The following is a 25,390-nucleotide window of genomic DNA, read 5'->3' as shown; positions in this document are numbered from 1 at the left end:
GTGCTTGCCGTACCTGCTTCGCGGCACAGCCAACCACCAACGCCACACCCGCCCAAATCCGGGCCCCCTCGCCCCGCGCGAACATATGTTCTAATCTCGACGGGAGGGATCGAACGTTCGAACGAATGATGCGAAGGAGGTGCCATGCGCTGGTCCAACCTCGGCGGCGACGGCGCCGACGACGGCCCGGGCGCGCTCTTCGGCACGGACGTGGTGACGCGCACCCTCGACACCCCCGAGTTCCGCGGGATCACCTTCCACGAGGTCCGGGCGAAGACGATCGTCAACCGGGTGCCGGGCGCCTCCCGGATGCCCTTCGAGTGGACGGTGAACCCCTACCGTGGCTGCACGCACGCGTGCGTGTACTGCTTCGCCCGCAAGACGCACGGCTACCTCGACCTGGACACCGGCCTCGGCTTCGACACCCAGATCGTCGTCAAGGTCAACGCCCCCGAGGCGCTCCGCCGCGAGCTGGCGGCCCCGCGCTGGCGCGGCGAGCACATCGCCATGGGCACCAACGTCGACTGCTACCAGCGCGCCGAGGGCCGCTACCGCCTGATGCCCGGCATCATCTCCGCCCTGCGCGAGCGCGCGAACCCGTTCTCGGTGCTCACCAAGGGGACGCTGATCCTGCGCGACCTGGAGCTGCTGCGCGAGGCCGCCGCCGTCACCGACGTCGGGGTGTCGATGTCCGTCGGCTTCCTCGACCACGAGCTGTGGCGCACGGTCGAGCCCGGCACCCCCTCGCCCGCGCGCCGGCTCGACGCCGTCCGGACGCTCACCGGGCACGGCATCCCCTGCGGGGTGCTGATGGCGCCGGTGATCCCCTTCCTCGGCGACTCCCCCGAGCAGCTGCGGGCGACGGTGCGCGCCGTCGCCGCCTCCGGCGCCACCTCGGTCACCCCGCTCGTGCTGCACCTGCGGCCGGGCGCCCGCGAGTGGTTCACGGCCTGGCTGGCCCGCCACCACCCGCACCTGGTGCGGCGCTACGAGACGATGTACGCGGACGGCGCCTACGCCCCGAAGTGGTACCAGCGGCGCATCACCCGGCAAGTCCACGAATACGCAACCGAATTCGGCATAGGCCCGACGGGCCCCGGCCGCCACCGCCGTATCCCCGCGGCACCGCCGCAGGACCCGGGCCCGACGCCTCCGCAGGCGACTCAGCTCACCCTGCTGTGAGGGACGCCGCCGGGGCGTCGGCCCCGCCCGTCACATGAGCCGCTCCAGCGCCTCCTGTGCCGCCGCCCGGAGGCGGTCGTGTTCGCGGGCCGCGACCAGGGCGTCCTCCGCCCGCCGGTCCCCCAGGGCGCCCAGGCCCTCCACGCAGGCGCGGGCTATCGGCCAGCAGTGGTCGCGGGCCGCCAGCAGCCGTTCGAGCGTGGCCAGCAGGGCGGGGACGGACTCGGGGGCGCGCAGCTCGGTCAGCAGGCGGACGGGGTGCAGGGCGTAGGCGGTGCGCAGCGGGTTGGTGGCGAGGGCCGCGGCCGCGCGGGCGGTGCGGGGGTCGCCGAGGCGGGCGAGGACGAAGGCGGCGGTGGCGCAGCGCACCGGCTCGCGGTAGTTGAGGAGCAGGATCAGCGTCTCGAAGGCCCGCCGGTCGCCCTCCGCCCCCAGGACGAAGGCGGCGATCTCGCGGGCCCACAGCGGTTGTTCGGGGGCGACCAGCATCCCGGCGAGCTCGTCGCGCCGCGCGCGCCGGGCGGGGGGTCCGCCCTCGCGCGAGCGGACGAGCGCGAGGAGCCGCTCGAACTCCGAGAACTCGGCCGACGTGCCCAGTTCGGCCCGCACCCGTTTCACCAGCGCACGGAATTCCTCTTCTGCCCTCTCGGCTCCTGTCACTGCCCGCTTCTCCTCCCCGAGTGGCCTGCGCCACATCGTAAGTCGCCGGCCCCGCCCCTGGCGCTCTTGGTTACCCGTGAGTTAATCTCCCGGCAAGAGCGGTACCCCCGCTCGGGCGGCCTGGTGACGCAGCCGCCCGCTGCTTTCGACGTCGGTTCGTCGGTTCGGCCCGTCGAGTACGGCACGGCCCCGGGACAGGGCCTGCCGGTCGCACAACTCCCTTTCCGTGGTCGCCCCTTACCCGTACGTACCCGGAAATACCGCACCCGGAAAATCCCGCAGCCGCCGCGGCCCGCCGGGGCCGCCCGCCTGCACCGGCAACCGACCGATGCATCCCCGCGCCCGGGGAACACCTTCTGGAGTCTCGCGATGGACCGTACGTCCACCCCTGAGCCGTCCCCCTCCTCCCCCTCCCCCCTGAGGACCGTCGCCGTCGTCGGCCTCGGCACCATGGGCACCGGCATCGCCGAAGTCCTCGTCCGGGCCGGCCGCGAGGTCGTCGGGATCGACGTCTCCGAGGCCGCGGCGGCGCACGCCGTCCGCGCGCTGGAAACCGCCACCGCCCGCGCGGTGCGCCGCGAGCGCATCACGGAGGACGAGCGGCGGGCCGCGCTCGCCCGCTTCCGCACGGCCACGGACCTGCAGGCCGCGGCCGGCGCCGACCTGGTGATCGAGGTCGTGCCCGAGGACTACGCCGTCAAGCACGAGGTGTTCACCGCCCTGGACGCGATCGTGCGCCCGGAGACGATCCTGGCGACGGGCACCAACGCCCTGTCCGTGACCCGGCTGGCCGCCGACTCGGCCCGCCCGGAGCGCGTCCTCGGGATGCACTTCTTCAACCCGGCGCCGGCGATGAAGCTGGTGGAGGTGGTCCGCACGGTCCTGACCGCGGACGACGTGCACGCCACGGTCCGCGCGGTCTGCGCGAAGGTGCGCAAGCACGCCGTGGACTGCGGCGACCGGGCCGGGTTCATCGTCAACGCCCTGCTGTTCCCGTACCTGAACAACGCGGTCAAGATGGTGCAGGAGCACTACGCGAGCCCGGACGACATCGACGCGGCCATGAAGCTCGGCGGCGGCTATCCGATGGGGCCCTTCGAGCTGCTCGACGTCGTGGGGCTGGACGTGTCCCTGGCCATCGAGAAGGTCCTGCACCGCGAGTTCCGCGACCCCGGGCTCGCTCCGGCGCCCCTGCTGGAGCACCTGGTGGCGGCGGGCTGCCTGGGGCGCAAGACGGGCCGCGGCTTCCGCGAGTATGCGAAGGCCTGACCGGACCGCGCGCGAGCGCGACGTGGGCTGGGGCGGACTGCTCGAACCCGGGGACGGTCCGCCCCGGCACGCCCGTACGGACGCGTGTTACGTTCCCCACATGCCCCAGCCCGCCAAGGCCGTCCGCACCCCGCGCACGGCCGGAGAAGTACCCCGCGAGACCAGAGACCCGCACCCCGACACCGAGAGCGCCGGCAGCCGCCGCGCCGCCGCCCAGCGGCTCACCATGCGCCGCAAACTCGCCGCGGCCGCGATGGAGTTGTTCGCGACGAAGGGCTACGAGGCGACGACCGTCGACGAGATCGCGGCCGCGGCCGGCGTCGCCCGCCGGACGTTCTTCCGCCACTTCCGCTCCAAGGAAGAGGCCATCTTCCCCGACCACGACGACACCCTGGTGCGGGCCGCGGGGGTGCTGGACGCGGCCCCGCCGCACGAGAACCCCCTCGACACCGTCTGCCGGGGCATCAAGGAGGTCATGCGGATGTACGCGGCCTCCCCCGCCGTCTCCGTGGAGCGCTACCGCCTGACCCGCGAGGTGCCGGCCCTGCGCGAGCGCGAGATCGCCTCCGTGGCCCGCTACGAGCGGCTCTTCACCCGCTACCTCCTCGGCCACTTCGACGAGAGCGCCCACCACGTCGGCGACGACGACCCGCTGCTCGCCGAGGTCGCCGCCTCGGCCGTCGTCACCGCGCACAACCACGTGCTGCGGCGCTGGCTGCGCGGCGGCGGCCAGGGCGACGTGGAGACCCAGCTCGACCACGCGTTCGCGATCGTGCGGGAGACCTTCGGCACGGGCATCGGGGCCGGGCGCGCCCGGGCGGAGGACGGCCCGGCCGCCTCGGCGCGGACCGAGGGCGAGGTCCTGGTGACCGTGGCCCGGACGGACGCGCCGCTGGGCGAGGTCATGCGGGCGATCGAGAAGGCGCTCAAGACGAAGTAGAACAAAAACTCTCATTTACTGACGAAGGCCGCCCCCTCGGGGCGGCCTTCGTTGCTCATACGTGCCTTCCGGATGACATCTGAGAGAAATTGTTGGCACCGAGTGTCTTGTCGTGTGGCACGCGGTGCCATACGTTGTCGGTGTCCGGGCGGCCGGCGCGCAGACGACAACCGTCGTGCGCCGGCTGTCCCCACAAGAACGCTGTGCGCCCGGACGCCTGCGTCACAGGCATTTCCCAGCGCGCCCACCGGCGCCGCATCACCGCACAAGGCACCGCCCCGCACCACCGCCGAACCGACGGCACCGCCTCTGCTCCACCCTCTGCACCACCCCCGACGTTCCCTCAAGCCGTTTCCCGACGTGCTTCGCCGGAGGCAATACCGTGAACCAGATACTCGACGCGATCCTCGCGCCGGACACCACGTCCGAGGACTTCGCAGCCCTGACCGTCCCCGAGTCCTACCGCGCGGTCACCGTGCACAAGGACGAGGCCGGCATGTTCGAGGGCCTGACCACCCGCGAGAAGGACCCGCGCAAGTCGCTGCACGTCGAGGAGGTGCCGGTGCCCGAACTCGGGCCCGGCGAGGCGCTCGTGGCCGTCATGGCCAGCTCGGTGAACTACAACTCCGTCTGGACCTCGATCTTCGAGCCGCTGTCCACCTTCGCCTTCCTGGAGCGCTACGGAAAGCTCTCCCCGCTCGCCAAGCGGCACGACCTGCCGTACCACGTCATCGGCTCCGACCTCGCGGGCGTCGTGCTGCGCACCGGCCCCGGCGTCAACGCCTGGAAGCCCGGCGACGAGGTCGTCGCCCACTGCCTGTCCGTGGAGCTGGAGTCCGCCGACGGCCACGACGACACGATGCTCGACCCCGAGCAGCGCATCTGGGGCTTCGAGACCAACTTCGGCGGCCTGGCGGAGATCGCGCTGGTGAAGTCCAACCAGCTGATGCCGAAGCCGCGCCACCTGAGCTGGGAGGAGGCCGCGGCCCCGGGCCTGGTCAACTCCACCGCCTACCGCCAGCTCGTCTCCCGCAACGGCGCCGGCATGAAGCAGGGCGACAACATCCTGATCTGGGGCGCGAGCGGCGGACTCGGCTCGTACGCCACCCAGTTCGCGCTCGCCGGCGGCGCCAACCCCATCTGCGTGGTCTCCAGCGACAAGAAGGCGGAGATCTGCCGGCGGATGGGCGCCGAGGCGATCATCGACCGCTCCGCCGAGGGCTACAAGTTCTGGAAGAACGAGCACGAGCAGGACCCGCGCGAGTGGAAGCGCCTCGGCAAGCGCATCCGCGAACTGACCGGCGGCGAGGACGTCGACATCGTCTTCGAGCACCCGGGCCGCGAGACCTTCGGCGCCTCGGTCTACGTCACCCGCAAGGGCGGCACGATCGTCACCTGCGCCTCGACCTCCGGCTACAACCACGAGTACGACAACCGCTACCTGTGGATGTCGCTGAAGCGGATCGTCGGCTCGCACTTCGCCAACTACCGCGAGGCGTGGGAGGCCAACCGCCTGATCGCCAAGGGGAAGATCCACCCCACGCTGTCGAAGACGTACCGCCTGGAGGACACCGGGCAGGCCGCGTACGACGTGCACCGCAACCTCCACCAGGGCAAGGTCGGCGTGCTCGCGCTGGCCCCCGAGGAGGGGATGGGCGTCCGCGACGAGGAGATGCGGGCCCGGCACATCGACGCCATCAACCGCTTCCGGAACGTGTGAGAGCACTGGAATGACTGAGCGTCAGAAGGACCGGCCCTGGCTCATGCGGACCTACGCCGGGCACTCCACCGCCGAGGCGTCCAACGAGCTCTACCGGCGCAACCTCGCCAAGGGCCAGACCGGTCTCTCGGTCGCCTTCGACCTGCCGACGCAGACCGGCTACGACTCCGACCACATCCTCGCCCGCGGCGAGGTCGGCCGGGTCGGCGTGCCGGTCGCGCACCTCGGCGACATGCGGCGGCTGTTCCGGGAGATCCCGCTGGAGCAGATGAACACCTCCATGACCATCAACGCCACCGCCATGTGGCTGCTGGCCATGTACCAGGTGGTCGCGGAGGAGCAGGGCGCCGACATCACCCGGCTGCAGGGGACGACGCAGAACGACATCGTCAAGGAGTACCTCTCGCGCGGGACGCACGTCTTCCCGCCGGGGCCGTCCCTGCGGCTGACCACCGACATGATCACGTACACGGTCAACAACATCCCGAAGTGGAACCCGATCAACATCTGCAGCTACCACCTGCAGGAGGCGGGGGCCACTCCGGTCCAGGAGATCTCGTACGCGATGTCCACCGCGATCGCCGTGCTCGACGCGGTGTTCGCCTCCGGTCAGGTTCCCGAGGACCGCAAGGGCGACGTCGTCGCCCGCATCTCCTTCTTCGTCAACGCGGGCGTCCGGTTCGTCGAGGAGATGTGCAAGATGCGGGCGTTCGGCCGCATCTGGGACCGGATCACCCGCGAGCGCTACGGCATCGAGAACCCCAAGCAGCGCCGCTTCCGCTACGGCGTCCAGGTCAACTCCCTCGGTCTGACCGAGGCCCAGCCGGAGAACAACGTCCAGCGCATCGTCCTGGAGATGCTGGCCGTGACCCTCTCCAAGGACGCCCGCGCCCGCGCCGTGCAGCTGCCGGCCTGGAACGAGGCCCTGGGCCTGCCCCGGCCCTGGGACCAGCAGTGGAGCCTGCGGATCCAGCAGGTCCTCGCACACGAGAGCGACCTGCTGGAGTACGACGACATCTTCGCCGGCTCGCACGTGATCGAGGCCAAGGTGTCCGGCCTGGTCGCCGAGTGCCTGGAGGAGATCGAGCGGATCCAGGGCATGGGCGGCGCGATGGCGGCCGTCGAGTCCGGCTACCTGAAGTCGCAGCTGGTCTCCTCGCACGCCGAGCGCCGGGCCCGGATCGAGGCCGGCGAGGAGAAGATCGTCGGCGTCAACTGCTACGAGTCGACCGAGCCCAACCCGCTCACCGCCGACCTCGACACCGCGATCATGACCGTGGACCCGGCCAACGAGGCCCGCGTCGTCGCCTCCCTGCACGCCTGGCGCGACGACCGCGACGAGACCCGCGCCCAGGAGTCGCTGTCCGCGCTGAAGAAGGCGGCGGCCGGCTCGGACAACCTCATGGCGGCCACCCTGGAGTGCGTCCGCGCGGGCGTGACGACCGGCGAGTGGTCCTGGGCCCTGCGCGACGTCTTCGGGGAGTTCCGGGCTCCCACGGGCGTGAGCAGCGCCCCCGTGGCGGTCACCGCGGAGGCCGGCACCCCGCTGGCCGCCGTCCGCGCCAAGGTGACCCGTACGGCCGACGAGCTGGGCAGCGGCAAGCTGCGCCTGCTCGTCGGCAAACCCGGCCTGGACGGCCACTCCAACGGCGCCGAGCAGATCGCCGTCCGCGCGCGCGACGCCGGCTTCGAAGTGGTCTACCAGGGCATCCGGCTGACCCCGGAGCAGATCGTCTCGGCGGCCGTCGCCGAGGACGTGCACTGCGTCGGCCTGTCGATCCTCTCGGGATCGCACGCCGAGCTCGTCCCCGACGTGCTGGCGCGGCTGCGCGCCACGGGGGCCGACGACGTCCCCGTCATCGTCGGTGGCATCATCCCGTCCGCGGACGCCACCGCCCTGCGGGCGGCCGGCGTCGCCGCGGTCTTCACCCCCAAGGACTTCGGCATCACGGAGATCATCGGCCGTATCGTCGACGAGATCCGGAAAGCGAACCACCTCGACCCGTTGGAGGTCCCCGCATGATTACGCCCGCCCCGGTGAACCGGCTGCGCCCGCGCCGCTCGTGCCTCGCGGTCCCCGGCAGCAACCCGCGCTTCCTGGAGAAGGCCCAGGGCCTCCCCGCCGACCAGGTCTTCCTCGACCTCGAGGACGCCTGCGCCCCGCTTGCCAAGGAGGGCGCCCGCCACTCGATCGTCGACGCGCTCAACAACGGCGACTGGACGGGCAAGACCCGGGTGGTCCGCGTGAACGACTGGACGACGCACTGGACGTACCGGGACGTCGTCACGGTCGTCGAGGGCGCGGGCCCCAACCTCGACTGCATCATGCTGCCGAAGGTCCAGGACGCCCAGCAGGTCGTCGCCCTGGACCTGCTGCTGACCCAGATCGAGAAGACCATGGGCTTCGAGGTCGGCCGCATCGGCATCGAGGCGCAGATCGAGAACGCCAAGGGCCTGGTGAACGTGGACGCGATCGCCGCCGCGTCGCCGCGCATGGAGACGATCGTCTTCGGCCCGGCCGACTTCATGGCCTCGATCAACATGAAGTCCCTGGTCGTCGGCGAGCAGCCGCCCGGCTACCCGGCGGACGCCTACCACTACATCCTGATGCGGATCCTGATGGCGGCCCGCGCCCACGACCTGCAGGCCATCGACGGCCCCTACCTCCAGATCAAGAACGTGGACGGCTACAAGGACGTCGCCCGCCGGGCCGCGGCCCTCGGCTTCGACGGCAAGTGGGTGCTGCACCCCGGCCAGGTGGAGGCGGCCAACGAGGTCTTCTCCCCCACGCAGGAGGACTACGACCACGCCGAGCTGATCCTGGACGCCTACGACTGGTGCACCTCCGAGGCCGGCGGCAAGAAGGGCTCGGCGATGCTCGGCGACGAGATGATCGACGAGGCCAGCCGCAAGATGGCGCTGGTGATCGCGGGCAAGGGCCGTGCGGCGGGGATGACGCGCACGTCGAAGTTCGAGATCCCGGAGGCCTGAGCACGATGCAGTTCGGCCGGACTTACGAAGAGTTCACCGTCGGCGACGTCTACAAGCACTGGCCCGGAAAGACCGTCACCGAGTACGACGACCATTTGTTCTGTCTGCTGACCATGAACCACCACCCGCTGCACATGGACGGCAACTACGCGGAGAAGACGACCGATTTCGGCAAGAATGTCGTGGTCGGCAACTACGTCTACTCCCTGCTGCTGGGCATGTCCGTCCCGGACGTCTCGGGCAAGGCCATCGCCAACCTGGAGGTGGAGTCGCTGAAGCACATCGCGCCCACCTTCCACGGCGACACCATCTACGGCGAGACGAAGGTGCTCGGCAAGACGCCGTCGAAGTCGAAGAGCGACCGCGGGATCGTCCACGTCGAGACCATCGGCTACAAGCAGGACGGCACCGTGGTCTGCACCTTCCGGCGCAAGGTGATGGTGCCCACCGCCACGTACATCGAGGAGCGCGGCGGGGAGCAGCCCGGCCGCCCCGAGCCGATCATCCGGGAGAAGTGAGATGGGCCGCCTGGCGCAGACCGACGGGCTGACGGACGTCCAGCAGGAAATCCTGGCAACGGTCCGTGACTTCGTCGACAAGGAAATCATCCCGGTGGCCACCGAGCTGGAGCACCGTGACGAGTACCCCACCCGGATAGTCGAGGGGCTGAAGGAACTCGGGGTGTTCGGCCTGATGATCCCGGAGGAGTACGGCGGCCTCGGTGAGTCCCTTCTCACATATGCGCTGTGCGTCGAGGAGATCGCCCGGGGCTGGATGAGCGTGTCGGGGATCATCAACACCCACTTCATCGTGGCCTACATGATCAAGCAGCACGGCACCCAGGAACAGAAGGACTATTTCCTGCCAAAGATGGCGGCGGGCGACATCAGGGGTGCTTTCTCGATGTCGGAGCCCGGCCTGGGCTCGGATGTGTCGGCAATCACATCGAAGGGTGTGCGCGACGGCGACGCGTACGTCCTCAACGGCCAGAAGATGTGGCTGACCAACGGCGGCACGTCCACGCTGGTGGCCGTGTTGTGCAGGACGGACGAGGGCCACCCGGAGGGGACCGCCCCGCACAAGTCGATGACCACCTTCCTGATCGAGAAGGAACCGGGGTTCGGCGAGGTCAAGCCGGGTCTGACCATCCCCGGAAAGATCGACAAAATGGGCTACAAGGGCGTCGACACCACCGAACTGATCATGGACGGCCTGCGCGTTCCGGCCGACCGCGTGCTCGGCGGGGTCACGGGCCGGGGCTTTTACCAAATGATGGACGGCGTCGAGGTGGGCCGGGTGAATGTCGCAGCGCGTGGCTGCGGCGTCGCTCAGCGCGCGTTCGAGCTGGGCGCGGCCTACGCGCAGCAGCGGCACACCTTCGGAAAACCCATCGCGCAACACCAGGCCATCCAGTTCAAACTTGCCGAAATGGGGACAAAGGTCGAAGCGGCGCATGCGATGATGGTGAATGCGGCCCGGAAGAAGGACTCGGGCCGTCGCAACGATCTCGAGGCCGGAATGGCCAAGTACCTGGCCTCCGAGTACTGCAAGGAGGTGGTGGAGGACGCTTTCCGTATCCACGGCGGATACGGGTTCTCCAAGGAGTACGAGATCGAGCGCCTCTACCGAGAGGCCCCCATGCTGCTCATCGGTGAAGGGACGGCAGAGATCCAGAAAATGATCATCGGCCGCCGGCTACTCGAGGAGTACCGGATCCAGGGATAAATATCCGATTAGGGGTGATTTGACCGAGAAGAAGATCACACCCAGTCATCGGAGTTCGGCCATCTACTGGCCCTGGCGCTTAGCCAGTTGCCGGTCGCAACCGATAGCATCCCCGGAAAGCCGCCGTCCCCCAATCGTTTCGCGGCACCCTCCGCTACGAAGGTCACCCATGCCCCACAGCTCTTCCTCTGCACACCGCGACAGCCTCGCCGGCGTACGCCTCGCGCGCGGAGCATCGCCGTGGCTTCTTCCGACCGTCGCCACGGCGGCGGTCAGCCTCACCCGTGCCCGGCGCTCCGGGCGCTGGGCGGCGCTGGCCGTGCCCACCACCGCGCTCGCGGCGGGCATGCTGTGGTTCTTCCGCGACCCCGATCGCGAGATCGCCAAGGGCCGGGTCATCTCCCCGGCCGACGGCGTGGTGCAGAGCATCATGCCGTGGAAGGACGGCCGGACCCGCGTCGCCATCTTCATGAGCCCGCTGAACGTCCACGTCAACCGCGCCCCCCTGGCCGGCACCGTGACGTCGGTCGAGCACATCCCCGGCGGCTTCGTTCCGGCGTTCAACAAGGAGAGCGAGAACAACGAGCGCGTCGTCTGGCACTTCGACACCGAGCTCGGCGACATCGAGATGGTGCAGATCGCCGGCGCCGTGGCCCGGCGGATCGTGCCCTACCTCCCCACGGACACCAAGGTGGAGCAGGGTGAGCGGATCGGTCTGATCCGTTTCGGTTCGCGCGTCGACCTCTACCTCCCGGAGGGCGTCGAGGTCGCGGTGGAGGTCGGACAGAAGACCACGGCGGGGGTGACACGCCTTGACCGTGATTGATCAAGAGGCATCCTGGGTGCCCGAGGCGGACGAGGCCGAGGACACGGAGGACATGCCCCTGTCCACCCGGCTCTCAATAGCGGACACGCTCACGCTGGGCAACGCGATCTGCGGGTTCATGGCGGTGTACTTCACCACCACCGGCGTCCTCATCCCCCACCTCACGGGGAACGAGGACGGCGGCATGGCCCGCCACAGCGCGGCCACCGCGGTGATACTGATGCTGCTGGCGTCGGTCTTCGACCTCTTCGACGGGCTCGTGGCGCGCAAGCTGCGCAGCTCGGCGATGGGCGCGGAGCTGGACAACCTCTCCGACCTGATCAGCTTCGGGCTCGCCCCGGCGTACTTCGTGGTCGTGTGGGGCATGGTCGCCGACGACGCCCACCAGCGGGTGTCGGCCGTGGCGGCCGTGGTGGTCCTGCTGGCGGTCGTCCTCAGACTGGCGCGCTTCTCGTGCGTCCAGCTGCGGGACGGCATCTTCCAGGGCATGCCGAGCCCCTTCGGGGCGCTGACCGTCGTCTCGATCGTGCTGCTGGAGCTGCCCTTCGTCCCGACGCTGCTGGCGATCGTGGGCGTGGCGTGGCTGATGGTGAGCCGTGTCGAGTACCCGAAGCCGCGGGGGCGCCTCGCGGTGGCGATGCTCAGCTGGATCGTGCTCAGCATGGGCCTGCTGGCGGCCTGGGCGTTCGACGCGCCCGGCGGTGAGCTCCTGCTCCAGACGGGCTGCGCGCTCCAGGTCGTCCTGGGCGCGGTGATCCCCCTGTTCGCCACGGCGCGCCGGGTGAACACGTTCCGCGACAACCGCCGCGAGGCGAGGGCGACGCAGCTGCCGTAGCGACTGCGTCGCGGGGTGACCACGAGTGGGTGGTCCCGAACCTCCGGGTTCGGGACCACCCACTCGGCGTTTTCGGGTGCCTCGCCTCGCGGGGCGGTCACGTTCACGTTCGGTGCCCGTCCGGGTCCTGAGGCGGACGGGCACCACCGGGCACCGCCGGGCACCTCCGGTGGGGGTTGCGCGCCGTTGCGGCGGGTTTTCTCTGCCTGCGGCAGAGGCGGCGTGGAGCCGGCCGAGAGGCCCGGCTCTCGCCTCCGCCGGGGGTACGGCAGGGTCGAGAGGCCTCGCCTCTCACTCCCGCCGCAACGGCGCGCAACCCCCACCCGACGTGTCCGGCGGTGCCGTACCTACGGGTCGTGCGTACCGGTCGTGCCTACAGGCCGCGCCTACGAGAGGCAGTCCCCCGCGATGCGCTCCGCGAGGCGCTCCAGCAGCGGCCCGGCGAGGGCCATGCAGCGCCCGGGGTCCGGCTCCAGGTCCGTCAGGGCGTACGCACGCCCGATCCCCGCGCCCTGGAGCGCAGAGCTCTCCAGGGCCAGGCGACCGCAGACCGCCACGACCGGCACGCCCCGCTCGCGGGCCGCCGCGGCCACCCCCGCGGGCGCCTTGCCGTGGAGGGTCTGGGCGTCCAGGGACCCCTCTCCCGTGATCACGAGGTCCGCGTCCTTCAGGGCGTCGGCGAAGCCGAGGACGTCGAGCATGACCTCGATGCCGAGCCGGAAGCCCGCGCCGAGCCCGGCCAGCGCCCCGTACCCGAGCCCGCCCGCGGCACCGGCGCCGGGCGCGCCCGCGAGCGCGCCGCCGTCGAGCACGGCGGCGTAGTGCGCGAGGGCGGCGTCCAGCAGGGCCACGTCGTCCGCTCCGGCGCCCTTCTGCGGGCCGTAGACGGCCGCGGCGCCCGCCGGGCCGGTCAGGGGGTTGCGGACGTCGCTCGCGAGGACCAGGGCCGTGGTGCGCAGCCGCGGGTCGAGGCCGGAGAGGTCGGCCGTGGCGAGGCCGGCGAGGGCCGCGCCGCCGGGGCCGACCGGCGTGCCGGAGGCGTCGAGGAGCCGCGCACCGAGCGCGCTCAGCATCCCGGCCCCGCCGTCCGTGGAGGCGCTGCCGCCGATCCCGAGGATCACCGTGCGGGCCCCCGCGTCGAGCGCGGCCCGCAGCAGTTCGCCCGTGCCGTAGGTGGTGGCCGTGAGGGGCGCGGGGACCCCGCCGGGGAGCCGCCGCAGCCCGGACGCCTCGGCCATCTCCACGACGGCGGTGGCGCCGCGCAGCGCGAACGCGGCGGTGACCGGGTCCCCCGCCGGCCCGGTCACCCGCACCTCGCGGCGCTCGAACCCGGCCGCCAGGGCGGCGTCGACCGTGCCGTCCCCGCCGTCGGCGACGGGCAGCTCGCCGACGACGAGCCGCCGGCCGGCGGCGTCCGCGCCGCGCCGGAGCCCGGCGGCGACGTGCCGGGCGACCTCGGCGGCCGTCAGGGACCCCTTGAACTTGTCCGCGGCGATCAGCACCCGTACCGCGTCCGTCATCGCGCGCCACCCCTCGCATCGGGCCCGGCCCGCCCTCGCAGGGCCGCGCGGACCGGACCCTACCGGGGCGGATCCGCCCTTGCCCATGGCCGTGCACGGCGTGCCAGTCCGTCCGATTCCGTACTCTTCCGGCCATAGTGGGGCGTCATGAGCACCGATGTGCACGATCCGGCCGGCCCGCCCTCCCCTGCCGTTCCGGGCGGCGGGGAGGAGCCCCCGGACCCGGCGCTGGTCGCGATCGGCGGCGCCGCGGTGCTCGCGGTCGTCGCGTGGGCGGCGCTGGGCAAGCACTCCTTCGACCGGGTGACGAAGTCGGCGCTGGACTGGGTACTGTCCAACTTCGCCTGGCTGTTCGTGATCGCCGCCGACGTCTTCCTCGTCCTGTGCGTGGTCATCGCCTTCAGCCGCTTCGGCCGGATCCGGCTCGGCCGGGACGACGACCGGCCCGAGTTCGGCAACCTCGCGTGGATCGCGATGATGTTCAGCGCGGGCATGGGCATCGGCCTGATGTTCTACGGCGTCGGCGAACCGCTCCTGCACTTCGTCTCGCCGCCCCCGGGCAGCGGCATCACGGCGAACACGCCCGCGGCGGCCCGCACGGCGCTGGAGTACTCGTTCTTCCACTGGACCCTGCACCCGTGGGCGATCTACGGCATGGCCGGCCTCGCGCTCGCCTACGCCGGCTTCCGCAAGGGCCGCGGCAACCGGCTGAGCTCGGCGTTCGTGCCGCTGCTCGGCGAGGAGCGGGCGGCGGGCTGGCCGGGCCGGGTCATCGACCTGCTCGCGGTCTTCGCGACCGTGTTCGGCACGGCGACCAGCCTGGGCCTGGGCGCCCTCCAGGTGTCCAAGGGGCTCAACATCACGACGGGCGTGCAGGACACCACTTCCCTGGAGCTGGTGATCATCGGCGGGCTGTCGGCCGCGTTCGTGCTGTCGGCCTTCTCCGGGCTGCACAAGGGCGTGAAGTGGCTCAGCACGCTCAACATCGCGCTGGCCGCCTGCCTGATGCTCTTCGTCTTCCTCCTCGGCCCCACCGTCTTCGTCCTGAACACCATCCCCGCGGCCACCGGCGGCTATCTGCACGACCTGCTGACGCTCGCGACCCGTACGGGCGCGTTCACCGACTCGAAGTGGCTCGGCGCGTGGACGATCTTCTACTGGGCGTGGTGGCTGTCGTGGGCGCCGTTCGTGGGCACCTTCATCGCCCGGATCTCGCGCGGGCGGACGATCCGCGAGTTCCTCGTCGGCGTGCTGCTCGTGCCCAGCGGGGCGACGGTGGTGTGGTTCTGCGTGATGGGCGGGAGCGCACTGCGGCTGGACATGACGGGCGCGGCCGACATGGCCGGGACCGTCAAGGACGGCGCGGAGGCGTCCTTGTTCGCGCTCCTGGACACCCTGCCGGTGGAGACGCTCACCTCGTGGATCGCGATGGCGCTGGTGATGACGTACTTCATCACCAGCGCGGACTCCGCGTCCCTGGTGATGGGCTCGCTCTCCAGCCGGGGCGCGCTGCACCCGCGCACGTGGCTGGTGGTGACGTGGGGGGTGCTGATGGCGGCGGTGGCGGCGGTCCTGCTGGTGGCCGGCGGGCTGCAGTCGCTGCAGTCGGCGACGATCCTGGTCGCGCTGCCGTTCGTACTGGTGATGCTGGCGTTGTGCTGGTCGCTGATGAGGGAGCTGCGCGAGGACCCGGGCGCGGGCCCGGCCCGTCACCACGCGATGCACGGGCTGCGGGACGCGCTGCGGACGATGGTCGGCGACGCGATGGAGGAGCACGCCCCGGGCCCGGTGCGCCACCCTCGGCTGCGCCGGGTCGCGGAGAGCGTCCGCGAGCGCGACGACCGCGACGACGGCCCGAAGGGCGGCGGGCCGCGGGGCTAGGCCCGCGGCCGGGCCGCACGGCACGCCGTCCGGGTCGCCACGCCGTCCGGACGGCGCGTCAGACGGTCTTCACCGTGCCGCCGTCGATGACGTGGTCCGCACCGTTGATGTTGGCCGCCACGTCGGAGAGCAGGAAGGTGATCAGGGCAGCGACCTCGCCGGGCTCGGTGATCCGCGGGCTGGCCATGCCGAAGCGCTGCGGGAGCTGCTCCAGGAACTCGGCGTGGTCGACGCCGGCCGCCGCGGCCACCTTGCCGCCGAACCCCTCCGGGTCCTCCCAGATCGCCGTGCGGACCACGCCCGGCGAGACGGTGTTGACGCGCACGCCCCGCGGCCCGAACTCCTCGGACAGGGACTTGCCGAACGCGGTGAGCGCGGCCTTGGCCACGCTGTAGGCGACGGGTCCGGCGGCGGGGAGCCGCGCGTTGATGGAGGAGACGTTGACGACGGACCCGCGCCGCTCGACCAGGGAGGGCAGGGCGGCGCGGCTGACGCGCACGGCGCTGAGGAAGTTGAGCTCGAGGTTCGACTGGAACTCTGCGTCGCCGGAATCGAGGAACCCGCCGAGCACGATCTCGTCGCCGCCGCCGACGTTGTTGACCAGCAGGTCGATCCCGTCCCCGAGCCCGGCGACCGCCTGCTCGACGAGGCGGCGCGCGCCGTCGGGGGTGCTGAGGTCCACGGCGACGGTCACGGCGGCTACCTCCTTCAGCTCGGGGGTGATCGTCCGGGCGGCGCCGACGACCCGTACGCCCTCGGCGGCGAGCGACCGGACGGTGGCGAGGCCGATGCCGCGGCTGGCGCCCGTGACGAGGGCGGTCTTGCCGTTGAGGTGGAGATCCATGAGGACCCTCTTTCTTGACCTGTAGGTACAAAATTTGGGTAAGCGGAAACCAAAGCGGAGCCACGGGAAGAGCCGCCACCCGGAGGGCCTCGAAAGGCCCCGGAAAGCCCCGGAGGGCGCGCCTCAGAGTGCGTCGAGCACCGCATCCACGACGCGGCACAGCCGCTCCCGGCCGCCCTGGGCCCGGGCGATGACCCGCATCCCGACGAGCGCCGCGAGCAGCAGGCTCGCCGCCGCGTCCGCGTCCCGGTCCGGGGCGAACTCGCCCGTGCGCTGCCCGCGCTCGACGGCCGCCTTGAAGGCGCCCTCGGTGCGCTCGAACATGCGGCGTACGAGCTCGGTGGAGGCGTCGTCCCGGCCGCCGAGTTCGGTGGCGGTGTTGACGGCGAAGCAGCCACGGCGGCCGGCCGGCCCGAGGTCGGTCTCGATCAGCAGCTCCAGCGCGGAGCGCAGCAGCGGCCGGACGGGGCCCGACTGGTCGAGCAGCTCGACCAGCGCCGCCGACTGGGTGTCGCGGTAGCGCTCCAGCGTGCGCTCGAAGAGGGCGTGCTTGCTGCCGAAGGCGTTGTAGAGGCTGCCCTTTCCGATGCCGAGCTCGTCGACGAGGTCCTGCGGCGTGGTGGCTGCGTAGCCCTTGCGCCAGAAGACGTCCATGGCCTTGCCGACGGCCACGTCCGGGTCGAACTGCTTGGGTCTTCCCATGGGAGGACCGTATGATTTTTTGACCTGAAGGTCAATTACTTGTCGGTGGTGGTGACGTCGGCGGTGGCGACCCGGCCGGGTTCGCGGAGCGGAGGGCGGGCGGCCCGCCATGCCGGACGGGCCGCCGCCGCTTCGCCGCCCCCGGTCAGGCCACCGGCTGGCAGACGGCGAAGACCCGCAGGTCGACGGCGGCGGGGCTCGTGTTGTTCACGCCCACCAGATAGACGTTCCCGGTGACGCTGGGGTACGCGTCGACCGTCTCCACGCCGCCGATCCGGCCGCCGGGCTGGAAGTAGCCGCCTCCGGCGATCCGTGTGCCGTCGGGGCACGTGGGACTCCTCAGCAGCTGGCGGAGGGACATCGGCGGGACGGTGTAGTCCTGCGCGACGACCTGCATCCGGCCGGAGGCGCCGGGGACGCCCGGCAGACCCGTGGAGCCGGCAGGTCCGACCGGTCCGGTCGGCTTGATGGCGCCGGTGGGCTTGGCAGGTTTTGCGGGCCTGGCGGGCTTCTTGGGCTTCTTGGGTTTGGCGGCGCCGGCGGGCTTGGCGGGCGCGGCAGGCTTGACGGGCACGGCGGGCCCGACAGCACCCGTCGAACCGGGGACGTCCTTGCCTCCCGCGGCGGCGGGCGGGCTCGCCGCGCCCGTGGGACCGGCGGCCCCGGGTGCCCCCTTCGGGTCCGGCGCTCCAGCAGCACCCGCCGGCTTGCCGGAGCTCCCGCTTCCGCCTCCCCTGCAGACCGGAACCAGTCCGGAAACGTGGACGTAGTGAGCGCTCAGCCATCCCTGCCCGTCGGCCAGCCGGTACCAGAGGCCGTCACCCTCCACCCGTCCCCCGGCGGCCTGGCACGCGATGAGCACATGCGCTCCGGGCCCGTAACTGCCGACGACCGGCGCGGAGAGCGCAGGGCTCTTGCGCACCTTCTGACCCATCCGCGAGATCACTTCACCCGGCACTCCACCGCGCGCGTCTCCGTTGCCGTCGGACACCCCTGCGCCCGCCGACGCGCAGAACGTGAACAGCACGCCCAGCGCGACGACACTGCTTCCCGCCACAAAGACCCCGGCGCGTCTCTGTTTTAGCGACATATCGCTCCTTTCACTCCCAGGGACCCGGAATGGCACAGGAACACAGCCGTGGACGCACACCCACGAGGCGAGTCCGGCCCTTGGCCCGGATGCCGCCTCCGCATTCACCCTCGCGAAGGAGGCCCGGGCACAAAAAACGACGCCATTGGAATGACGTACAGAAAAGTCGATAAATCATTAGCTCGACGGCCCGCCCGCCGGCGTCCGGCGAAGGGTCCGAAATATCGATAGATCCATAGGAAAACCCGTCGCCGGGCGGACACCGGACTGCCTACGCTCCCGCCATGAACACCGCCAAGAAGCGCCCGCTGGTGGCCATCCTCAGCGGCGCCGGGATCTCCACGGACTCCGGCATCCCGGACTACCGCGGCCCCAACGGGCTGTGGCGCCGCGACCCGGAGGCCGAGAAGCTCGTCACGTACACGTACTACATGTCCGACCCGGAGATCCGGCGCCGGTCGTGGCGGATGCGGCGCGAGGGGCCCGCGCTGCGCGCCCGGCCGAACGTCGCGCACGAGGCGGTGGTGCGCCTGGAGAAGTCGGGCGTCCCGGTGCGGGTGATCACGCAGAACGTCGACGGGCTGCACCAGCTTGCGGGGATGCCGGAGCGCAAGGTCCTCGAACTGCACGGCTCGGCACGGGCCGTGCAGTGCACCCGCTGCAAGGCGCGTTCCGGCATGGAGGCGGCGCTGGAGCGGGTGGCGGCGGGCGATCCGGACCCGGCGTGCGAGGCGTGCGGCGGCATCCTCAAGTCGGCGACGGTCATGTTCGGCGAGGGTCTGGACCCGGTGATGCTGGGCGAGGCGGTGGCCGTGACCAAGGCGTGCGAGGTCTTCGTCGCCGTCGGCACGAGCCTGCAGGTGCACCCCGCCGCATCGCTGGCGGGACTGGCGGCCGACCACGGCGCGCGGCTCATCATCGTCAACGCGGAGCCGACGCCGTACGACGACCGGGCCGACGAGCTGGTGCGCGAGCCGATCGGGACGGCGCTTCCGGCGCTGCTGGAGCGGATCGCCGCGGGGTAGCCCGCCCGGCCGGACAGGCGGGCGAGCGGGCAGGCGGGCGGACAGGCGGGCAGGCGGACGAGCGCCCGTCAAGGAAAGGTTGACAAAGAGGGGACGTCAAGGAAAGGTTGACGTCATGATCGATTCTTCGCGGTCCGGGGCCGCCTCGCAGTCCACCCTCGCCAACACCGCCATCGCGCTGCTGATGAGCGCCATCGCCCTGATCACGCTCGCCCTGTCGATCTCCGACGACCTCGGCGACCCGGCGTTCTTCGCGCTGATCGCCGCCGAGCTCGTCCTCATCGCCACCATGGGCGCCCTCTACGGGGCGACGCACGCGCAGAGCATCGCCGACACCGCGCAGCGGCAGCGCGACGAGGGGGCCCTGGACGCCCTCGAACCGCTGCACGGCGGCGAGCAGCGATGAGCGAAGTGACGCCGCTCAGCCCGGAAGAGGAAGCCCGCATCCGCGAGGCCATCGCGAGTGCCGTACTCGGCGCACCGGAAGGGCTCGCCGAGTCCCTGGAGCACGACCCGGAGGGCTATCTGCGCCTGGTGGCCGCCACGCGGACCGGCGCCGAGGAGACGAGCCGGCTGCTGCGCGAGGCCGTGCAGCGCGCCCGGGCCGCGGGGCACAGCTGGGACACCATCGGCCGCCTGCTGGGCGTGAGCCGGCAGGCCGCGCAGCAGCGCTTCGCCGCCAAGAGCGGCGCCGTCCCCGAGGGGTCCCCCGAGCGCCGGATCCTCACCCCGCTGACCGCGTTCAACGAAATGGCCGCCCTCGGGGAAGCAGGCCTGGACCGCTGGGAGCTGGTCGAGTTCGGCCCGCTCTACCACGCGGTGGAGGCGTCCGACCGGCAGTGGGAGTACCGCCGCGTCCCGCTCGCGGTCGCCGGCCGCCGGCGGCGCATGGAGGCGGACGGCTGGACCCAGGTCGGCACGGACTCCTTCCCGTGGAGCTACTTCAAGCGCCCGCTGAACCCGTCCGTCAACGACCGTTGACACCTCCACACCTGTCATCCAAAGTTGACAGCATGGCCGGAACGGATGCGAAGGACGCGGTCGGCACCACCGAGGCCGCCATGGACAGCGATCCCCACGTGGGGCTGCGCGCCGTCGCCGCGCTGCGGCGGCTCGTCGAGCGCCTGGAGGCGCTGCAGGTCGACAGCGCGCGCCGGCAGGGCTGGTCCTGGGAGGAGATCGGGGCCGCGCTCGGAGTCAGCAGGCAGGCAGTGCACAAGAAACACGCCAGGAGGTAGGCATGTTCGAACGGTTCACCCGGGATGCACGTGTCGCCGTCGTACAGGCTCAGGAGGAGGCCCGCACGCTGGGTCATCCGTGGATCGGCAGCGAGCACCTGCTGCTCGGCGTCCTCATGCAGGACGGGGCGCCCGGAGTCGCCACGCTGGCCCGGTTCGGCATCACGCCCGAGAGGTGCCGGAGTGCGGTCGCGCCCGCCGGAGCCCTCGGTACGGACGACGCGGAGGCGCTGCGCGCCTTCGGCATCGACCTGGAAGCCGTACGGGCGCAGGCCGAGGGCACGTTCGGGCCGGGGGCCCTGGACCGGCCCGGTCCGCCGGAGGAGAGGCGGCGGCGGTTCCTGCCGTTCGGCCGCCGCCGGAGCGAACCCGGCGGGCAGGGCCACATCCCCTTCACACCCCGCGCGAAGAAGGCCTTGGAGCGTTCCCTGCGCGAGGCCCTGGCCCGCAAGGAACGCCACATCGGCGCGGAACACGTCCTCCTGGGCATCCTCCACCCGGACGACAAGGTGACGGGCGGCGTCCTGCGGAAGCTGGGGACCGACGCCGTCGCCGTACGGAACGGGATCCTGGCGGACCTGCCGGGCGCCGCCTGAGCAGCCTGCACCTGAGCGGCTCTGCGCCGCCCGGCCGCACGGCGCCCGCCTACCGCGTGCGCAGCCTCCTCCACACCGCCTTCGCCGCGTGGTGCCCGCACATGCCGTGGACGCCGGGGCCGGGCGGGGTGGCGGAGGAGCAGAGGAAGACGGCCGGGTGGGCCGTGGCGTAGGGCACGCGGGCGAGTTTGGGCCGGATGACCAGGCGGAGGCCCGCCACGGAGCCGATGGCGAAGTCGCCGCCCACGTAGTTGGCGTTGCGGGCGGCCAGCTGCGGGGGGCCGGCCGTGGCGCGGGCCAGGACGAGGTCGCGGAAGCCGGGGGCGAAGCGCTCGATCTGACGCTCGATCACCTCGGTGGCGTCGCCCTCCCAGCCGCTCGGCACGTGCCCGTACACCCAGAAGGTGTGCTTGCCCTCGGGTGCGCGGCTGGGGTCGACGAGGCTGGGCTGGGCGGTGATGAGGAAGGGCACCGACGGGTCCCGGCCCTGCAGCGCGGCGTCGAGGGCGGCGTCGATCTCGCCGTACGTCGGGCCGATGTGGACCGTGCCGGCGCGGCGGGCCTCCTGCGCCGTCCACGGCACGGGGCCCGACAGCGCGTAGTCGATCTTGAAGACGCTGGGGCCGTAGCGGTAGCCGCGGTAGGCGTTGCCGAGGCCCGCGATCCGGGCGAGGGCGGTGGGCGAGGTGTCGAAGACGTAGGCGCGGGCGGGCGGCAGGTCGTCCAGGCGCTTGACCTCGAAGCCGGTGTGCACGGCGCCGCCGCACGCGCGCAGGTACGAGGCCAGGGCGTCGGCGATGGACTGGGAGCCGCCGCGCGGCACCGGCCAGCCGCCCGCGTGCGCGGCCAGCGCGAAGATCAGCGCCATGCCGCCGGTGCCGGGGCCGGTGAGGGGGGCGATGCCGTGCGCGGCGAGGCCCGCGATCAGGGCCGCCGCCTTCTCGCCCCGGAAGCGGCGGGCCAGCAGGGACGCGGGCTGGATGCCGGCCAGGCCGAAGCGCGCGTAGAGGAGGGGGTCGCGCGGCAGGCCGTCCCACTGGGTGCGCAGGAAGTCGGCCGCGAGCGTCTCCCATCTGCCCTGGAAGGGCTCGACGAGGCGCCGGTACGCCCCGGCGTCGCGCGGCCCGAAGGAGTGCGCCGTCTCCCCCACGCTGCGGGCGAGGACGGCGGCCGTGCCGTCCGGGAAGGGGTGCGCCATGGGCAGCTCGGGGTGCACCCACTCCAGGCCGTGCCGGGCCAGCGGCATCGCGGCGAAGGCGGGCGAGCCCGCGCCGAGCGGGTGCACGGCGGAGCACGGGTCGTGCCGGAAGCCGGGGAGCGTGAGCTCCTCGGTCCGCGCGCCGCCGCCGACGGCACCGGCGGCCTCGAAGACCTCCACCGACAGGCCGCGCCGGGCCAGCTCCACGGCGGCGGTGAGCCCGTTGGGCCCGGCACCTACGACGACGGCGTCGAGCATGGTGGGCACCGGACGCCACTCCCCTCGTCCTCGGGATCAGCCGGCGGACGCCAGCAGGTCCAGGATATGACGGAGCGTCGCCTCGTCCCGCGCGGCGGCGAAGGGGAGGGCGTTGCCGCCGGCTATGCGGAAGGACTCCCCGGCGACCGTCCCGCTCGCCCCGCCCGCCTCGGCGACCAGCAGCAGCCCGGCGGCGTGGTCCCAGGGGTTCTCCCAGCTGAAGGCGAGGCCGTCGATGGCGCCCCGCGCCACGTTGAGGTACTCCAGGCCGGCCGAGCCGCAGGGGCGCGGCGCGACGCCCTCCGTGGCGAGCGCCGACAGGACGCGCTTCTGCTCGTCGTCGGTGAAGTCGTAGTGGGAGATCGCCACTTCCAGGACCTTGCCCGGGGCGGGCGAGCCGGCGCGGAGCGGCTCGCCGTTGAGCCGGGCCCCGCCGCCGCGGCGGGCGACGGCCATCAGGTCGAGCGCGGGCGCGTACGTCCACGAGGCGAGGAGCTCGCCGCGGTGGGCGAGGCAGACGAGCGTGGCGAAGCCGGGCTCGCCGTTGACGAACTGACGGGTGCCGTCGACCGGGTCGACGATCCACACGGGGGCGTCGCCGCCGACGGCGCCGAGGATGCCCGGATCCGCGTGCACCGCCTCCTCGCCGACCACGACCGAGCCGGGCAGCAGGGCCGTGAGGGCGGCGGCGAGGTGCTCCTCGGCGCGCCGGTCGGCGACGGTGACGAGGTCGTGCGGGCCGTTCTTCTGGACGATCTCGTCCGCGGCGAGCTGCCGGAAGCGGGGCATGATCTCGGCGGCGGCCGCCTTGCGGACCGCCTCCTCGACGTCGGTCGGATCACCTACGAGAAAGTCTTCGAGCATGTGTCCATCGAACCACGCCCCACCGACAATCGGTGACGGGCCGGCGCCCCCCGGATGTCCCTCCGGTGAACCCCGGGATGTGCGCCCGGTGCACACGGGCCCCTGCCGTCCGCCGGGCCCCGTCAGCGGCCCACCGCGTACCCCTGCATGCCGCGCGGATTGGCCGCCGCCGACAGCACGCCCGTGCGCGGATCGCGCGCCACCGCGCACAGCCGCCCCTCCGACCACGACTCGCCCACCGTCACCCGGTGACCCCGCCGGCGCAGTTCCCCGATCGCCGTCTCGCCCATCCGCCGCTCGACGACGACGGCCCCGGGGCTCATGGTGCGCGGGTAGAAGGAGCCGGGGAAGGAGTCCTGGTGCCAGTTGGGCGCGTCGATCGCGCCCTGCAGGTCCAGGCCGCCGCGCACGGGCGGGCGCAGGGCGACGGCGAGGAAGAAGTGCAGCTGCCACTGGTCCTGCTGATCGCCGCCGGGGGTGCCGAAGGCGAGGACGGGCTCGCCGTCCCGCAGGGCCAGGGACGGGGTGAGGGTGGTGCGCGGGCGGCGTCCGGGGGTGAGGGAGTTGGGCAGGCCGGGTTCGAGCCAGGCCATCTGCAGCCGGGTGCCGAGCGGGAAGCCGAGCTCCGGGACGACGGGGTTGGACTGCAGCCAGCCGCCGCTGGGGGTCGCGGAGATCATGTTGCCCCAGCGGTCGACGACGTCGAGGTGGCAGGTGTCGCCGCGGGTCGCGCCGCTGACGGTGACGGTCGGCTCGCCCGCGCCCGCCGCGGCCGGGGCGGTCCGCTCCGCCGCGGCGACGACGTGCCGGGCCAGGTGCGGGCTGCGGCCCTCCGGGCTGCCGGGGCGCAGGGTGTACGAGGCGAGGTCGCCGATCAGCGCGCGGCGGGCGGCGTTGTAGCCCTCGGAGAGCAGGGCCTTCAGCGGGACGTCGGCGGCGTCGCCGTACCAGGCCTCGCGGTCGGCCATGGCGAGCTTGCTGCCCTCGATGAGGGTGTGGACGTACTCAGGCGTGCCGTAGTCCGGCGGCCCGTCGAGCAGGGCGAGCTGCTGGAGGAGGACCGGGCCCTGCGACCAGGGGCCGGCCTTGCAGACGGTCCAGCCGTTCCAGTCGTGGCGCACCGGCTCCTCGTAGCCCGCGCGGAAGCCGGCGAGGTCGTCGCCGGTGAGGGGCGCGGTGTGGCGCTCGCCGGAGGTGTCGAGGGTCGGGCGAGCCGCGGCCGCCACGAGCGCTTCGGCGACGAAGCCCTCGCGCCAGACGCGCCGGGCCGCGTCGATGCGCTGCTCCCGGCTGCCGCCGCCCGCGTCGGCCTCGGCGAGCAGGCGGCGCCAGGTGGCGGCGAGCGCGGGGTTGCGCAGGAGCGTGCCCGGGGCCGGCGGGCGGCCGCCGGGCAGGTAGAGCCCGGCGGAGGACGTCCACTCCGTCTCGAAGATCTTGCGGACGGTGGCCACGGTCCGGCCGATGGCCTCGACGGGCGCGTGGCCGTGCTCGGCATAGCCGATGGCGTACGAGAGGACGTCGGCGAGCGGCTTGGTGCCGTGGTCGCGCAGGAGCAGCATCCAGGCGTCGAACGCGCCCGGCACGGCGGCCGCGAGCGGGCCGGTGCCGGGGACCAGGTCGAGGCCGAGCGAGCGGTAGTGCCCGATGGTCGCGCCCCGGGGCGCCGGACCCTGGCCGCAGAGCACCTGCACCGGGCCGCCCGCCGGCGCGAACACGGCGGGCACCTCGCCGGCCGGGCCGTTCATGTGCGGCTCGACGACGTGCAGGACGAATCCGGCGGCGACGGCGGCGTCGAAGGCGTTGCCGCCGCCCTCCAGTACGGCCATCGCGGACTGCGAGGCCAGCCAGTGGGTGGTCGACACCATGCCGAAGGTGCCCTGCAGGGTGGGCCGGGTGGTGAACATGGCGTCCAGAAAGGCAGATCCTCCCGCCGGTGCGCAATACCGCCTGCGGGGGATCCGTGGGCCGTCCGTCCGAGGGCCGTCCGCACGGGGCGCGGCGTTACGGTTGATTCCGCTGCCGGCAG

Annotated in this window: 23 protein-coding genes and 1 pseudogene; 16 read left to right on the top strand and 8 right to left on the bottom strand. The window is 72.3% G+C overall.

From position 1 onward, the window contains the following. Positions 1 to 144: 144 nt before the first annotated feature. Positions 145 to 1,182, top strand: coding sequence for an Rv2578c family radical SAM protein (locus tag AS857_RS08390; protein WP_058042497.1), 1,038 nt, complete (start codon positions 145 to 147; stop codon positions 1,180 to 1,182). Between the two features lie 30 nt (positions 1,183 to 1,212). On the opposite strand, the gene AS857_RS08385 is transcribed toward AS857_RS08390, so the two are convergent. Further along, positions 1,213 to 1,842: a HEAT repeat domain-containing protein gene (locus tag AS857_RS08385; RefSeq protein ID WP_245699703.1), complete on the bottom strand. Its 630-nt coding sequence runs from the start codon at positions 1,840 to 1,842 to the stop codon at positions 1,213 to 1,215. A 378-nt stretch (positions 1,843 to 2,220) separates the two neighbouring features. Here AS857_RS08385 and AS857_RS08380 point away from each other — a divergent pair. From AS857_RS08380 to pssA, 9 genes and pseudogenes are all read left to right on the top strand, one after another. Continuing rightward, positions 2,221 to 3,111 (top strand): annotated as a pseudogene (locus AS857_RS08380) (3-hydroxyacyl-CoA dehydrogenase family protein); the annotation flags it as partial. Between the two features lie 100 nt (positions 3,112 to 3,211). Next, the gene (locus AS857_RS08375) at positions 3,212 to 4,051 is read left to right on the top strand and encodes a TetR family transcriptional regulator (protein WP_058042495.1); all 840 of its coding nucleotides are present in this window, start codon (positions 3,212 to 3,214) and stop codon (positions 4,049 to 4,051) included. A gap of 382 nt (positions 4,052 to 4,433) precedes the next feature. Further along, on the top strand, positions 4,434 to 5,771 hold the full coding sequence (gene ccrA / locus AS857_RS08370) for a crotonyl-CoA carboxylase/reductase (RefSeq protein WP_058042494.1): 1,338 nt from the start codon (positions 4,434 to 4,436) through the stop codon (positions 5,769 to 5,771). A 10-nt stretch (positions 5,772 to 5,781) separates the two neighbouring features. Next, positions 5,782 to 7,794 carry a protein meaA gene (locus AS857_RS08365; protein WP_079110177.1) on the top strand — a complete coding sequence of 671 codons (2,013 nt, stop codon included), beginning with the start codon at positions 5,782 to 5,784 and terminating at the stop codon, positions 7,792 to 7,794. Further along, a complete protein-coding gene (locus tag AS857_RS08360; RefSeq protein ID WP_058042492.1) occupies positions 7,791 to 8,762 on the top strand; it encodes an HpcH/HpaI aldolase/citrate lyase family protein in 972 nt (323 codons plus the stop codon). Before AS857_RS08365 ends, AS857_RS08360 begins: the two co-directional genes overlap by 4 nt. Before the next feature lie 5 nt (positions 8,763 to 8,767). Further along, positions 8,768 to 9,280 carry a MaoC family dehydratase gene (locus AS857_RS08355; RefSeq protein ID WP_058042491.1) on the top strand — a complete coding sequence of 171 codons (513 nt, stop codon included), beginning with the start codon at positions 8,768 to 8,770 and terminating at the stop codon, positions 9,278 to 9,280. A 1-nt stretch (position 9,281) separates the two neighbouring features. After that, positions 9,282 to 10,487, top strand: coding sequence for an acyl-CoA dehydrogenase family protein (locus AS857_RS08350; protein WP_058042490.1), 1,206 nt, complete (start codon positions 9,282 to 9,284; stop codon positions 10,485 to 10,487). A gap of 169 nt (positions 10,488 to 10,656) precedes the next feature. Beyond that, complete coding sequence (locus tag AS857_RS08345) at positions 10,657 to 11,313, top strand: phosphatidylserine decarboxylase (RefSeq protein WP_058042489.1); 657 nt, start codon at positions 10,657 to 10,659, stop codon at positions 11,311 to 11,313. After that, positions 11,300 to 12,148 carry a CDP-diacylglycerol--serine O-phosphatidyltransferase gene (gene pssA / locus AS857_RS08340; protein WP_079110176.1) on the top strand — a complete coding sequence of 283 codons (849 nt, stop codon included), beginning with the start codon at positions 11,300 to 11,302 and terminating at the stop codon, positions 12,146 to 12,148. The genes AS857_RS08345 and pssA overlap by 14 nt, the downstream gene beginning before the upstream one ends. Before the next feature lie 386 nt (positions 12,149 to 12,534). On the opposite strand, the gene AS857_RS08335 is transcribed toward pssA, so the two are convergent. Further along, complete coding sequence (locus tag AS857_RS08335; protein ID WP_245699696.1) at positions 12,535 to 13,668, bottom strand: glycerate kinase; 1,134 nt, start codon at positions 13,666 to 13,668, stop codon at positions 12,535 to 12,537. Positions 13,669 to 13,815: 147 nt separating this feature from the next. Here AS857_RS08335 and AS857_RS08330 point away from each other — a divergent pair, with 147 nt between their 5' ends. Beyond that, a complete protein-coding gene (locus AS857_RS08330; protein ID WP_058042487.1) occupies positions 13,816 to 15,549 on the top strand; it encodes a BCCT family transporter in 1,734 nt (577 codons plus the stop codon). Positions 15,550 to 15,607: 58 nt separating this feature from the next. On the opposite strand, the gene AS857_RS08325 is transcribed toward AS857_RS08330, so the two are convergent. From AS857_RS08325 to AS857_RS08315, 3 genes are all read right to left on the bottom strand, one after another. After that, positions 15,608 to 16,393: an SDR family oxidoreductase gene (locus AS857_RS08325; protein ID WP_058042486.1), complete on the bottom strand. Its 786-nt coding sequence runs from the start codon at positions 16,391 to 16,393 to the stop codon at positions 15,608 to 15,610. Positions 16,394 to 16,516: 123 nt separating this feature from the next. Then, positions 16,517 to 17,095 carry a TetR/AcrR family transcriptional regulator gene (locus tag AS857_RS08320; protein WP_058042485.1) on the bottom strand — a complete coding sequence of 193 codons (579 nt, stop codon included), beginning with the start codon at positions 17,093 to 17,095 and terminating at the stop codon, positions 16,517 to 16,519. Positions 17,096 to 17,240: 145 nt separating this feature from the next. After that, a complete protein-coding gene (locus AS857_RS08315) occupies positions 17,241 to 18,152 on the bottom strand; it encodes a hypothetical protein (protein ID WP_144440758.1) in 912 nt (303 codons plus the stop codon). A 317-nt stretch (positions 18,153 to 18,469) separates the two neighbouring features. Here AS857_RS08315 and AS857_RS08310 point away from each other — a divergent pair, with 317 nt between their 5' ends. The 5 genes from AS857_RS08310 (at position 18,470) to AS857_RS08290 (ending at position 21,044) form a co-directional block, all read left to right on the top strand. Then, entirely contained in the window at positions 18,470 to 19,210 is a 741-nt protein-coding gene (locus AS857_RS08310) for an SIR2 family NAD-dependent protein deacylase (RefSeq protein WP_058042483.1), read from the top strand. A gap of 115 nt (positions 19,211 to 19,325) precedes the next feature. After that, positions 19,326 to 19,616, top strand: a complete 291-nt coding sequence (locus tag AS857_RS08305; RefSeq protein ID WP_058042482.1) for a hypothetical protein — start codon at positions 19,326 to 19,328, stop codon at positions 19,614 to 19,616. Beyond that, positions 19,613 to 20,191, top strand: a complete 579-nt coding sequence (locus AS857_RS08300) for a hypothetical protein (RefSeq protein ID WP_063804204.1) — start codon at positions 19,613 to 19,615, stop codon at positions 20,189 to 20,191. Before AS857_RS08305 ends, AS857_RS08300 begins: the two co-directional genes overlap by 4 nt. 32 nt (positions 20,192 to 20,223) lie before the next feature. Further along, complete coding sequence (locus AS857_RS08295) at positions 20,224 to 20,448, top strand: helix-turn-helix domain-containing protein (RefSeq protein ID WP_058042480.1); 225 nt, start codon at positions 20,224 to 20,226, stop codon at positions 20,446 to 20,448. Between the two features lie 2 nt (positions 20,449 to 20,450). After that, positions 20,451 to 21,044, top strand: coding sequence for a Clp protease N-terminal domain-containing protein (locus tag AS857_RS08290; protein ID WP_058042479.1), 594 nt, complete (start codon positions 20,451 to 20,453; stop codon positions 21,042 to 21,044). A gap of 49 nt (positions 21,045 to 21,093) precedes the next feature. Here the strand turns inward: AS857_RS08290 and AS857_RS08285 are convergent, their stop codons facing one another. From AS857_RS08285 to AS857_RS08275, 3 genes are all read right to left on the bottom strand, one after another. Then, positions 21,094 to 22,500 (bottom strand): phytoene desaturase family protein, encoded by a 1,407-nt coding sequence (locus tag AS857_RS08285; RefSeq protein ID WP_058044000.1) that lies wholly within the window; start codon positions 22,498 to 22,500, stop codon positions 21,094 to 21,096. Positions 22,501 to 22,536: 36 nt separating this feature from the next. Next, positions 22,537 to 23,364, bottom strand: coding sequence for an inositol monophosphatase family protein (locus AS857_RS08280; RefSeq protein WP_058042478.1), 828 nt, complete (start codon positions 23,362 to 23,364; stop codon positions 22,537 to 22,539). Between the two features lie 122 nt (positions 23,365 to 23,486). Next, positions 23,487 to 25,268: a gamma-glutamyltransferase family protein gene (locus AS857_RS08275; protein WP_058042477.1), complete on the bottom strand. Its 1,782-nt coding sequence runs from the start codon at positions 25,266 to 25,268 to the stop codon at positions 23,487 to 23,489. Between the last annotated feature and the right edge of the window lie 122 nt (positions 25,269 to 25,390).

Source organism: Streptomyces roseifaciens, from assembly GCF_001445655.1.
Classification (GTDB): domain Bacteria; phylum Actinomycetota; class Actinomycetes; order Streptomycetales; family Streptomycetaceae; genus Streptomyces; species Streptomyces aureoversilis.
The sequence above is the reverse complement of the archived record's forward strand: the minus strand, read 5'-3'. Positions and strand labels throughout refer to the sequence as shown.

Coding starts and splice junctions, on each gene's coding strand:
- AS857_RS08390 (WP_058042497.1), top strand. CDS start 145: ATGCGCTGGTCCAACCTCGGCGGCGACGGCGCCGACGACGGCCCGGGC.
- AS857_RS08375 (WP_058042495.1), top strand. CDS start 3,212: ATGCCCCAGCCCGCCAAGGCCGTCCGCACCCCGCGCACGGCCGGAGAA.
- AS857_RS08365 (WP_079110177.1), top strand. CDS start 5,782: ATGACTGAGCGTCAGAAGGACCGGCCCTGGCTCATGCGGACCTACGCC.
- AS857_RS08360 (WP_058042492.1), top strand. CDS start 7,791: ATGATTACGCCCGCCCCGGTGAACCGGCTGCGCCCGCGCCGCTCGTGC.
- AS857_RS08355 (WP_058042491.1), top strand. CDS start 8,768: ATGCAGTTCGGCCGGACTTACGAAGAGTTCACCGTCGGCGACGTCTAC.
- AS857_RS08350 (WP_058042490.1), top strand. CDS start 9,282: ATGGGCCGCCTGGCGCAGACCGACGGGCTGACGGACGTCCAGCAGGAA.
- AS857_RS08345 (WP_058042489.1), top strand. CDS start 10,657: ATGCCCCACAGCTCTTCCTCTGCACACCGCGACAGCCTCGCCGGCGTA.
- AS857_RS08335 (WP_245699696.1), bottom strand. CDS start 13,668: ATGACGGACGCGGTACGGGTGCTGATCGCCGCGGACAAGTTCAAGGGG.
- AS857_RS08330 (WP_058042487.1), top strand. CDS start 13,816: ATGAGCACCGATGTGCACGATCCGGCCGGCCCGCCCTCCCCTGCCGTT.
- AS857_RS08325 (WP_058042486.1), bottom strand. CDS start 16,393: ATGGATCTCCACCTCAACGGCAAGACCGCCCTCGTCACGGGCGCCAGC.
- AS857_RS08320 (WP_058042485.1), bottom strand. CDS start 17,095: ATGGGAAGACCCAAGCAGTTCGACCCGGACGTGGCCGTCGGCAAGGCC.
- AS857_RS08310 (WP_058042483.1), top strand. CDS start 18,470: ATGAACACCGCCAAGAAGCGCCCGCTGGTGGCCATCCTCAGCGGCGCC.
- AS857_RS08305 (WP_058042482.1), top strand. CDS start 19,326: ATGATCGATTCTTCGCGGTCCGGGGCCGCCTCGCAGTCCACCCTCGCC.
- AS857_RS08300 (WP_063804204.1), top strand. CDS start 19,613: ATGAGCGAAGTGACGCCGCTCAGCCCGGAAGAGGAAGCCCGCATCCGC.
- AS857_RS08295 (WP_058042480.1), top strand. CDS start 20,224: ATGGCCGGAACGGATGCGAAGGACGCGGTCGGCACCACCGAGGCCGCC.
- AS857_RS08290 (WP_058042479.1), top strand. CDS start 20,451: ATGTTCGAACGGTTCACCCGGGATGCACGTGTCGCCGTCGTACAGGCT.
- AS857_RS08285 (WP_058044000.1), bottom strand. CDS start 22,500: ATGCTCGACGCCGTCGTCGTAGGTGCCGGGCCCAACGGGCTCACCGCC.
- AS857_RS08280 (WP_058042478.1), bottom strand. CDS start 23,364: ATGCTCGAAGACTTTCTCGTAGGTGATCCGACCGACGTCGAGGAGGCG.
- AS857_RS08275 (WP_058042477.1), bottom strand. CDS start 25,268: ATGTTCACCACCCGGCCCACCCTGCAGGGCACCTTCGGCATGGTGTCG.